Genomic DNA, 10,321 nt, shown 5'->3' with positions numbered 1-10,321 from the left:
GCAGGCCGTCGGCGGCACTGTCGCTGCGCCCGCCATTCTGTCGGCGGTGCTGAACCAGCTCGGACCGATCTGGCCATCGCGGCTCGAGCTCGCGGGCGTCCCGCTGGGCGATTGCTGGCGCCATCCAGCGATCAAGGCGAACGACGCGACGGAGGGCCTCGTGCCCCTGCACAAGCTGTCGCAATGGCTAAGCTATTCGCTGATCGAGCCGCTGCAGCGCGCCGGATTTGTCGTTACCGACATCGACGGCCTCACTGGGCTTGCCGAATACCGCAATGGCGGCCTGTTCGTTGATCACGGGGTGCTGCGGCTGCGCGATGCCGCGGACGCCGAGCGCGCGCATGCGGTGGATTCGCTGCTCGTCGTGGAATGGCGCGCGCTGACGGTCGCACTGCTCGACAGGCTGGCGGAGCGCATCCGCGCAAAACTCGGCCGCACGCGCGAGACATTACCGCTCGCCAGCATTCTCGAAGGCGGCACCTGGGCCGCCGGCCGCAGCATTGCCTTTTCACGCCGTCCCGATGGCTCGCCGCCGCTCAAGGTGATCAGCGACGGTACGGTGTTCTAAAGCATGACAAAGATTTGCGACCACGCGCGTCATTGCGAGCGCAGCGAAGCAATCCAGAATATGTCCGCGGCGGGACTCTGGATTGCTTCGCTGCGCTCGCAATGACGACTCGATGAATTTCAGGAGCAACCCATCATGGAAGGCGTCACGATCGTCGATCATCCGCTGGTGCAGCACAAGCTGACGCTGGTGCGGGACAAATCCATCTCGACAAAATCGTTCAGGGAGCTGATCAAGGAGATCGGCATGCTCCTGTGCTACGAGGTGACGCGCGATTTGCCGCTCGCCGATACCGTCATCGAGACGCCGCTGGCGACGATGCACTCGGCCAAGATCGCCGGCAAGAAGCTGGTGTTCGTGCCGATGCTGCGCGCCGGCACCACCTTCGTCGACGGCATGATGGACCTGGTGCCGACCGCGCGCGTCGCCCATATCGGGCTCTATCGCGAGCCGCACAGCTTTGCCGCGGTCGAATATTTCTTCAAATCGCCGTCCGATCTCAGCGAGCGCCTCGCCATCGTGGTGACGCCGGTGGTCGCGACCGCCAACACAACGGTCGCCGCCATCGACCGGCTGAAGGAGCGCGGCGCCAGGGACATCCGCCTCGCCTGCCTGATCGCCGCTCCGGAAGGACTCGAGCGGCTGCGCGGCTTGCATCCGGACGTGCCGATCTGGACGGCCGCGGTGGACGAAGGCCTCGACGAGAACGGTTTTATCTTGCCAGGCCTCGGCGACGCCGGCGACCGTGCTTACGGGACGAGATAAGCAGGCTCACACCTTCCCGCTGCCGCAAACGCCCTTCAGCGCCTGCCACTCCTTGTCCGTCAACAGCGGCGGGCCACTGGCGGGGCGGTCTTCCCTGGTCATGCGGGCGAGGCGGTCCTCGGTCAGGGGGTGACTGGCGAGGATCGTCGTGAGCGTGGAGCCGCCTTCCTTGCCGGTGACGCGGAACATCAGCTCGGCCGCGGGCTTCGGCGAGCGGCCGAGCTTGTGCATGACCTCGATCGCGAACGTATCGGCGGCGGTCTCGGCCTCGCGCGAGTAGGAGGCCTCGACCAGACTGCGCGAGGCGAAGATCACCGCGCTCGAGCCGGTGACGTCGCCGAACAACAGGCCGATCAGAAACGAGGTGCCGCCGTTGTAGATCAGCCCGCGCATATTGTCGTGATGCTTGAGATGGCCGAGCTCGTGGGCGAGGATGCCGGCGAGCTCGTCGGGGCTTTCGGCCTTGTCGAGCAGGCCCTTCAACACGAACACCTTTCCGCCTGGCAATGCAAACGCATTCGGCACCGCCGTCGGCAGCACGCCCGCCGTCATGGAATCATCGTCGAGACCTGCGGCATCGCGCAGCCGGTTGACGAGCTTCGTGAAGGCGGCCTTGCCTGCGGGATCTTCGCAGACGCTGCGGCCGAAGATGGTTTTCATCTGCACTTCGGCGGCATCGCCGATGCGCCGCTCGACTGGCTTCGGCACCAGCGGCGCGAGGCGGTCAGCGACGAGCGGCACGCCGAACAGCACGACGCAGACGATGGAGATTGCGGCGGCCACCGACCAGCCGACGATTTTGGCGACACCGCGCCGGGAGGTCTGGTGCTCGTCGAGACGCATGCAGCGAGCAATCACGCCTGCTGCGAGCGCAGCATCGCGGATTTCGAGCCGCGCCAGGGACGCCGCGGATGTGGAGGCCAGGCGCAAAATTCCGGCCGGGCTGTCCGCGCGACGGATATCGGCATAGGCCCAGCGCACGGGCGTTCCGCCCTCCTCGACGATCTCGAGGGCATCACCGAGCGTCAGCATCACCTGACGCCTGCGGCTCGACACGCCGTCGAAGAAGATGGTCGGCTTGACGGCCTGCGCCGGGGCCTCGGTGGACAACTCACTCACAGCTCAAAATCCCGCGACATCGAGTCCGTCGGCAAAACCTTCGCCGAGCGCGCTGGCGAGCTGGCCGCTGCCGCGCACATCCGCGGCGGCCGCGATGTTGTGCACCTTGACGGTCTCCAGCACCTTGGCCCAGAGATCGCGCTGGAGATAGACCCGCATGACGATGTTGATCGCGAGCGCCAGGGCGAAATAGCCGATCACCATCATCACCACCATCGGGATGCTCTTGGCCGCATCGTCGGAGCCGAACAATTGATCGGCCGAAACGCCGCTCAGCGTGACGACGAGCAAGGCGCCGCCGCCGAGATAGGCAGAGAAAGCCATCGACAGCAACGTCCACCAGCCGATCACCTTCCAGTACAGCCCGTAGAAGGCATCATGAGGCAGGTTCGAGGACAGCCTGACGCCGCCAATGCGGATGCCGTCGAGCCACCAGCGCCACTCACGCGCTTTGAATTCGGCGTAGAAGAACGGCGCGAGCGGGAAGATCAACAGCGCGATCGGGCTGAGCAGCCACAGCCACCAGGCGCGCTTGAAGAAGGTCCAGCCGTCGCCCTCGAAATCACCACGGAGATCGCCGTAATGGGTGTGCTGCATCTTGTAACGTTCGAGCGCGGCCTCGCGCCACGGCAGCGCCAGGCCGAGCGTCAGGAACACGAGCAGGCCCCACAGCATCGCGCGGAGCGAATAGGCCCAGCCGGAGCCGTCCATCCAGAACCGCACGCCGCGCCAGACCGTACGCGTCAGCCGATAGCGCCGCGCGCGAAAAATCGCGAACTGGCCGAAGGCGTAGAAGCCGATGAACAGCGGCACCGAGGCAAAGCCCTGCCAGCGCTCGAACTCGATGCCGATCAGGAAGTAGGCGAGATAGATCGGCACCAGGATCGCGAGCGCGAACAGGAAGCCGACCAGCAGCTCCTTGGCCCGGCCGGTATATTCGGCGGCATCGCCGTCCACCGCGGTGTTCGCCCACAGATGACGGCGAATGTCGGTGACGAGCCAGAACCGGTAGAAGCCGAAAGTGACGAGCTCCAGCATCGCACCCTTGGTGACCAATTTGCGGAACTCGGAGCGGTTTCCGGTGAAGTCGACCCCCGCGGGCGGCAGCGGCGGTGGAATGGGCTGTGAGCCGATGGGGGTCCATTGCATGTCGTTCACGACGGCAACCTCGGAATGCTGGTCTATTGCAATCAAACTATAGGTCAGGGATTGGTCGATTCCCAACATAGCCGGGTTCGATTTACCTCGATCTCAGTTTCTGGCATGATTTCACGACAAACGGTGTGCGGGGGATCACGTTGCAGCCGGGCTACGGCACCCACCCCTCCCGCAAAGGTTGGACGTGACAAAACTCTCCCTTGCTCCGGCGCAGACAACCGGCTGTAATTGCAAATCAAATACCGCAGCGCAGAATTCAACGAGAACGCGCGGTTCATGCCAGGGAGAACGGTCATGCATGGGACCATCGAGAGCGCGTCGAAGCTCGACGCATTGCGCGAGCGCGCGTCGTCATTGCCGCTGGAGCAATTCAATCCGGGCGATCCGGAATTGTTCAGGACCGATACATTCTGGCCCTATTTCGATCGCCTGCGCCGCGAAGATCCCGTGCACTATTGCAAGGACTCGATGTTCGGCCCGTACTGGTCGGTGACGCGCTACAATGACATCATGGAGATCGAGACCAACCATTCGGTTTTCTCCTCGGCCTCCTCGCTCGGCGGCATCACCATCCGCGACATCGACCCGGACCTGCGCCGCGAGAGCTTCATCTCGATGGACCCGCCGCGCCACGCGGCGCAGCGCAAGACCGTGGCGCCGATGTTCACGCCGACCCATCTGGACAATCTCGCGCTCAACATCCGCAAGCGCTCGGCCGAGTGCCTTGACAACCTGCCCCGCGGCGAGGTGTTCGACTGGGTCGACCGCGTCTCGATCGAGCTGACCACGCAGATGCTGGCGGTGCTGTTCGACTTCCCCTGGGATGATCGCCGCAGGCTGACGCGCTGGTCGGACATCGCCACCACGATCCCCGGGCCCGACGGTCTCGTCGCCACCGAGGACGAGCGTCAGGTCGAGCTGACCGAATGCGCCGGCTATTTCGCGCGCCTCTGGAAAGAACGCATCGCGCAGCCGCCGAAGAGCGACCTGCTCTCGATGATGGCGCATGGGGCCGCGACGCGCGACATGGACGCAAAGAACTTCCTCGGCAATCTCGTGCTTTTGATCGTCGGCGGCAACGACACCACGCGCAACACCATGTCGGGCTCGCTGCACGCGCTGAACCAGCATCCGGAGCAATATCGCAAGCTGCGCGAAAACCCCGCTTTGCTCGACAGCTTCGTGCCCGAGGTGATCCGCTGGCAGACGCCGTTGGCGCATATGCGCCGCACCGCGCTCTCCGACTTCGAGTTCCGCGGCAAGCAGATCAAGACAGGTGACAAGGTCGTGATGTGGTACGTCTCGGGCAACCGCGACGAGGAGGCGATCGACAAGCCCTACGATTTCATCATCGACCGCGCCCGCCCGCGCACGCATCTGTCCTTCGGCTTCGGCATCCACCGCTGCGTGGGCCTCAGGCTTGCCGAACTCCAGCTCAAGATTATCTGGGAAGAGATCCTGAGGCGGTTCGACCATATCGAGGTGGTCGGCGAACCGAAGCGGGTCTATTCGAGTTTTGTGAAGGGCCTGGAAGAGCTGCCGGTGAAGATTGCGGCGTGAGTTAACTCCCTCTCCCTGTTCTTACAGGGAGAGGCGAAGAAGAACCAACTGGAGCCACGACGATGAACATCCAAGCGCCGGTTAAAGCGGCCGAACGCATGCGCAGGGCCCGCGAGGAGGCCTATGCGACGCCGTTGTCGCAATTCCACCCCGGCGCGCCCAGGCTGTTCCAGGACGACACGATGTGGCCGTGGTTCGAGCGGCTGCGCAAGGAAGAACCGGTGCATTACTGCACCAACGCACCGATCGAGCCCTATTGGTCGGTGGTGAAATACAACGACATCATGCATGTCGACACCAATCACGGCATCTTCTCCTCGGACTCGACGCTCGGCGGTATCTCGATCCGCGACGTGCCGGAAGGCTACGACTATCCGAGCTTCATCGCGATGGACCAGCCGCTTCATTCGTCGCAGCGCAAGACCGTGTCGCCGATGTTCACCCCGACGCATCTGGACGAGCTGGCAAAGCTGATCCGGCAGCGCTCGCAAACAGTGCTCGACAATCTGCCGCGCAACGAGACCTTCAATTTTGTCGAGCGCGTCTCGATCGAGCTGACGACGCAGATGCTGGCGACCCTGTTCGACTTCCCTTGGGAGGAGCGGCGCAAGCTGACGCGCTGGTCCGACGTCTCGACCGCGCTGCCCAAGAGCGGCATCGTTGCGTCGGCCGAAGAGCGCCGCCGCGAGATGGACGAGTGCTACGCCTACATGTCCAAGCTGTGGAACGAGCGCGTCAACTCCGCGCCGCGCAACGATCTGCTGTCGCTGATGGCGCACAACGACGCCACCCGCCACATGGACCCCGACAATCTCATGGGCAACATCATCCTGCTCATCGTCGGCGGCAACGACACCACGCGCAACACCATGACCGGCTCGGTGCTGGCGCTGAACGAGAACCCGGACCAGTACGAGATGCTGCGGAAGAATCCGGCGCTGATCGATTCCATGGTGCCCGAGGTGATCCGCTGGCAGACGCCGCTGGCGCATATGCGGCGCACGGCGCTTGCCGATACCGAGATCGGCGGCAAGCAGATCAAGAAGGGCGACCGCGTGGTGATGTGGTACGTCTCCGGCAACCGCGACGAGGAGATGTTCGAGCGGCCGAACGAGTTCATCATCGACCGCCCGCGGCCCCGCACGCATCTTTCGTTCGGCTTCGGCATCCACCGCTGCGTCGGCATGCGCCTTGCCGAGCTGCAGCTCAAGATCGTCTGGGAGGAGATGCTGAAGCGCTTCGACCGCATCGAAGTGGTCGGCGAGCCCAAGCGGATCTATTCCAGCTTCATCAAGGGCTATGAGACGCTGCCGGTAAGGATTCCGGCCTGAGCTCCATCCTCCGTCATTGCGAGGAGTTCTTGCGACGAAGCAATCCAGACTATCACCGCTGAGGGATTCCTGAATTGCTTCGCTGCGCTCGCAATGACGAGCTCTTGGAGACACTTGCGCGTCAGACGCGCAGCCCCCAAGGCCCAGCTATAAAATTTCGGCATGACAGCTCGCACCAGATGCGAAGACACGGCGTCGCGCGACTGTTCTACGACACGGCATCTAACTCAACTTGATGTCCCACACGCCTTCCTTGCGGCAGGCGGCGACCTCCTCGCGCAGCAGCGCGGTGACGGCGAGCGAGGCCGTCGAGACCGGGCGGTCGATCGGAGAGGCGAAAATGAGCTCGCGCGTCATCGGCTTCGAGACGGGCGCGGTTTCCAGCCGTCCGTCGGCGACCTCGCCGTGGACCGAGGAGGGCGGCAGCAGCGCGAAGCCGAGGCCCTCCTCGACCAGGCTCGTCAGCACGCGAAACGAATCCGCCTCGAGCTGGACGTCGAGCTTGATCTTGCGCTGGGCGGCCGCGTGCTCGATCAGCGCGCGGAGGCCGTGCGAATGAGAGGGCAACACCAGCCGTTGCCGCAACAGCCAGCCGATATCGACGCTCTTCTTGCGCGCGAGGCCGCAGCCGCGCGGGCCGACGGCGACGATGTTATCGCGGCCGAGGCTCTCGACATTGAGATGCAGATCGGCCGAGCGGCCGTAGAGGATGGCGAGATCCATCTCGCCGCGATGCAGCCATTCAACCAGGTGGCCGCTGTAGCTCTCGACGATGCGCAGCGAGATGCCGGGAAACTTTTCGACGCAGCGCCGCGCAAAGCGCGCCGACAGCACGCAGCTCACGGTTGGAACAAGGCCGAGCACGACTTGCCCGGACGGCGGCCCCTTGGCCGACTGGATGTCGTCGCGGATCTGGTCGATCTGCCGCACGATGCCGGAGGTGCGCGACAGCAGCAGCCGGCCGGCTTCGGTCAGCACCATGCCGCGGCCGTTGCGGGTGAAGAGTTCGGTGCGCAGCTCGTGTTCCAAGAGCTTGATCTGGCGGCTCAGCGCCGGCTGCGCCACGCGCAACGTGTCGGACGCCTTGGAGAGGCTGCCGAGCTCCGCCACGCAACTGAAGGTCCTGAGCTGCCGGAAATCCATGCTTGCCAATCCTGGAAGGCTACTTCATACGCTATAACAAATGAGCATAGGGGGCTGGCGTTGTTTTCACAACGCCAGAGGGTTGGCCGGCGTTATCTTAACTGCCGCTAATGATTGGAAACGCCATGAGTCAAGAACACCATACCGAAGATCACGCCGACATCCGCGAAGCCGTCGCCAAGCTGTGCGCGCAGTTTCCCGGCGATTATTGGCGCAAGCTCGATCGCGAGATGGCCTACCCCAAGGCCTTCGTCGATGCGCTGACTGAGGCAGGCTATCTCTCGGTGCTGATCCCCGAGGAATATGGCGGCGCGGGGCTGAAGCTGTCGGCGGCCGCGGCGATCCTGGAAGAGATCCAGCGCGCGGGCTGTAACGGCGGCGGCTGCCACGCCCAGATGTACACGATGGGCACGGTGCTGCGGCACGGCAACGCCGAGCAGAAGGCAAAGTACCTGCCGAAGATCGCCAGCGGCGAGTTGCGCCTGCAGGCCTTCGGCGTCACCGAGCCGACCAGCGGCACCGACACCTCCTCGCTGAAGACCTTCGCGCGCAAGGACGGCAACGACAGCTACATCGTCAACGGCCAGAAGATCTGGACCAGCCGCGCCGAGCATTCCGACCTGATGGTGCTGCTGGCGCGCACCACGCCGAAGGAGCAGGCCAAGAAGCGCACCGATGGCCTCTCCGTGTTCATCGTCGACATGCGCGAGGCCAAGAACAACGGCCTCGAGATCCGCCCGATCCGCACCATGATGAACCACGCCACCACCGAGGTCTTCTTCACCGACATGAAGGTGCCGGCGGAGAATCTGATCGGCGAGGAAGGCAAGGGCTTTCGCTACATCCTCTCCGGCATGAACGCCGAGCGCATCCTGATCGCGGCCGAATGCGTCGGCGACGCCAAGTGGTTCATCGCGAAAGCGACGAACTACGCCAAGGAGCGCAGCGTCTTCGGCCGGCCGATCGGCCAGAATCAAGGCATCCAGTTCCCGATCGCCAAGGCCTACGCCTCGATGCGTGCAGCCGAGCTGATGGTGAAGGAAGCCACGCGCAAATACGAGGCCGGGCTCGACTGCGGCGCCGAGGCCAACATGGCCAAGATGCTGGCGGCCGATGCGTCCTGGGAAGCGGCAAATGCCTGCATCCAGACCCATGGCGGCTTCGGCTTTGCCGAGGAATACGACGTCGAGCGCAAGTTCCGCGAGACGCGGCTCTACCAGGTGGCCCCGATCTCGACCAACCTCGTGCTGTCCTTCGTCGCCGAGCATGTGCTCGGCATGCCGCGCTCGTACTGAGGTCGCACCATGGGAGCATTGGACGGGATCAGGGTGATTGCGGTCGAGCAGGCGGTGGCGGCACCGTTCTGCTCCTCGCGCCTGGCGGATGCGGGCGCGGAAGTGATCAAGATCGAGCGGCCCGAAGGCGATTTCGCCCGCGGCTATGACGCGGCGGCCAAGGGCCAGAGCAGCTACTTCGTCTGGCTCAACCGCGGCAAGCAATCGGCGGTGGTCGATCTCGCAACGAAGGAAGGCTGCGCCGAGCTGGAGAAGCTGATCGCGAGCGCCGACGTGCTGATCCAGAACCTCAAGCCGGGCTCGATGGACAAGCTCGGCTTTTCGCGCGAGCGGCTGCTGAAGGACTATCCGAAGCTGATTTCCTGCACCATCACCGGCTATGGCGACGAGGGCCCCTACGCGCATCGCAAGGCCTATGATTTGCTGATCCAGGCCGAGAGCGGCCTTGCCTCGATCACCGGCAACCCTGACGGCGCCTCGCGGGTCGGCATGTCGATCGTTGATGTCGCCACCGGCGCCACCGCGCATGCGGCGATCCTGGAAGCGCTGATCGCGCGCGGGCGCACCGGCAAGGGCGCCGACATCCGCATCTCCATGTTCGACGTGATGGCGGACTGGTGCACCGTGCCGCTGCTCAACTCCGAAGCCGGCAACCCGCCCAAGCGCATGGGCCTGCGCCATCCCTCGATCGCGCCCTATGGCGTGTTCACCTCGAAGGACGGCAAGGACATCCTGATCTCGATCCAGAGCGAGCGCGAGTGGAAGACGCTGTGCGCGAAGGTGCTTGATCAGCCGGACCTGCCCGCCGATCCCCGCGTCGCCAACATGGTCGAGCGCGTGCGCAACCGCGATTTCACCGACAAGACCGTTGCGGACATCTTCGGCAGAATGACGCGTGACGAGCTGCTGAAGCGGCTGTCCGACGCCGACATTGCGTTCGCCGAGGTCAACACCATGGCCGATCTCACCAACCATCCGCATCTGCGCCGCATCGAGGTTGACACGCCGCAGGGACGCGTCAGCTATCCCGCGCCGGCACCGATCATCGTCGGCGAAACCCGTAGCTATGGCGCCGTGCCCGCCATCGGCGAACGTCCGTCCAGGACATAACAAGAGCGAGGCGTTATGACCGAAAAGCTCGACATCGATCATCTCAGGCAGTGGATCGGCCGCAGCACGGAGGCCACCGACATCGTCACCGCGCAGCTCGTGATGGGTCTGCGCGCGACGCTGTTCCAGGAGGTCGGCGAGCCCAAAAAGGGCGACGCCGCGCCGTTCACGGTGCATTGGTGCCTGGCGCAGCCGGTGTTTCCGATGTCGATGTTAGGGCCGGACGGCCACCCGACCCGTGGCGGCTTCCTGCCGCCGGTGCCGCTGCCGCG

At 64.4% G+C, this 10,321-nt stretch carries 9 protein-coding genes and 1 pseudogene; 7 read left to right on the top strand and 3 right to left on the bottom strand.

Annotated elements, in window-relative coordinates:
- Both MOV75_RS14865 and upp read left to right on the top strand, forming a co-directional pair.
- Positions 1-568 (top strand): DUF1688 family protein (locus MOV75_RS14865; RefSeq protein ID WP_247006076.1); only part of this gene is annotated, 568 nt, incomplete at its 5' end.
- Between the two features lie 135 nt (positions 569-703).
- A complete protein-coding gene (gene upp, locus MOV75_RS14860) occupies positions 704-1,333 on the top strand; it encodes a uracil phosphoribosyltransferase (protein ID WP_246920521.1) in 630 nt (209 codons plus the stop codon).
- 6 nt (positions 1,334-1,339) lie between these two features.
- On the opposite strand, the gene MOV75_RS14855 is transcribed toward upp, so the two are convergent.
- Both MOV75_RS14855 and MOV75_RS14850 read right to left on the bottom strand, forming a co-directional pair.
- The gene (locus MOV75_RS14855; RefSeq protein ID WP_246920524.1) at positions 1,340-2,452 is read right to left on the bottom strand and encodes a M48 family metallopeptidase; all 1,113 of its coding nucleotides are present in this window, start codon (positions 2,450-2,452) and stop codon (positions 1,340-1,342) included.
- Positions 2,453-2,455: 3 nt separating this feature from the next.
- On the bottom strand, positions 2,456-3,601 hold the full coding sequence (locus tag MOV75_RS14850; protein ID WP_246920542.1) for a YjgN family protein: 1,146 nt from the start codon (positions 3,599-3,601) through the stop codon (positions 2,456-2,458).
- A 303-nt stretch (positions 3,602-3,904) separates the two neighbouring features.
- On the opposite strand from MOV75_RS14850, the gene MOV75_RS14845 reads away from it, so the two are divergent.
- Both MOV75_RS14845 and MOV75_RS14840 read left to right on the top strand, forming a co-directional pair.
- Complete coding sequence (locus tag MOV75_RS14845) at positions 3,905-5,170, top strand: cytochrome P450 (protein ID WP_246920527.1); 1,266 nt, start codon at positions 3,905-3,907, stop codon at positions 5,168-5,170.
- Positions 5,171-5,232: 62 nt separating this feature from the next.
- Positions 5,233-6,501: a cytochrome P450 gene (locus MOV75_RS14840; protein WP_246920530.1), complete on the top strand. Its 1,269-nt coding sequence runs from the start codon at positions 5,233-5,235 to the stop codon at positions 6,499-6,501.
- Positions 6,502-6,723: 222 nt separating this feature from the next.
- Here the strand turns inward: MOV75_RS14840 and MOV75_RS14835 are convergent, their stop codons facing one another.
- Positions 6,724-7,644 carry a LysR substrate-binding domain-containing protein gene (locus tag MOV75_RS14835; protein ID WP_246920534.1) on the bottom strand — a complete coding sequence of 307 codons (921 nt, stop codon included), beginning with the start codon at positions 7,642-7,644 and terminating at the stop codon, positions 6,724-6,726.
- Between the two features lie 125 nt (positions 7,645-7,769).
- On the opposite strand from MOV75_RS14835, the gene MOV75_RS14830 reads away from it, so the two are divergent.
- From MOV75_RS14830 to MOV75_RS14820, 3 genes and pseudogenes are all read left to right on the top strand, one after another.
- Positions 7,770-8,939: an acyl-CoA dehydrogenase family protein gene (locus MOV75_RS14830; RefSeq protein WP_246920537.1), complete on the top strand. Its 1,170-nt coding sequence runs from the start codon at positions 7,770-7,772 to the stop codon at positions 8,937-8,939.
- A 9-nt stretch (positions 8,940-8,948) separates the two neighbouring features.
- Positions 8,949-10,049 carry a CaiB/BaiF CoA-transferase family protein gene (locus tag MOV75_RS14825; protein ID WP_246920540.1) on the top strand — a complete coding sequence of 367 codons (1,101 nt, stop codon included), beginning with the start codon at positions 8,949-8,951 and terminating at the stop codon, positions 10,047-10,049.
- 15 nt (positions 10,050-10,064) lie between these two features.
- Positions 10,065-10,321, top strand: a pseudogene (locus MOV75_RS14820) (protein dehydratase); the annotation flags it as partial.

Source organism: Bradyrhizobium sp. PRIMUS42 (genome assembly GCF_023006515.1).
Taxonomy (GTDB): domain Bacteria; phylum Pseudomonadota; class Alphaproteobacteria; order Rhizobiales; family Xanthobacteraceae; genus Bradyrhizobium.
The sequence above is the reverse complement of the archived record's forward strand: the minus strand, read 5'-3'. Positions and strand labels throughout refer to the sequence as shown.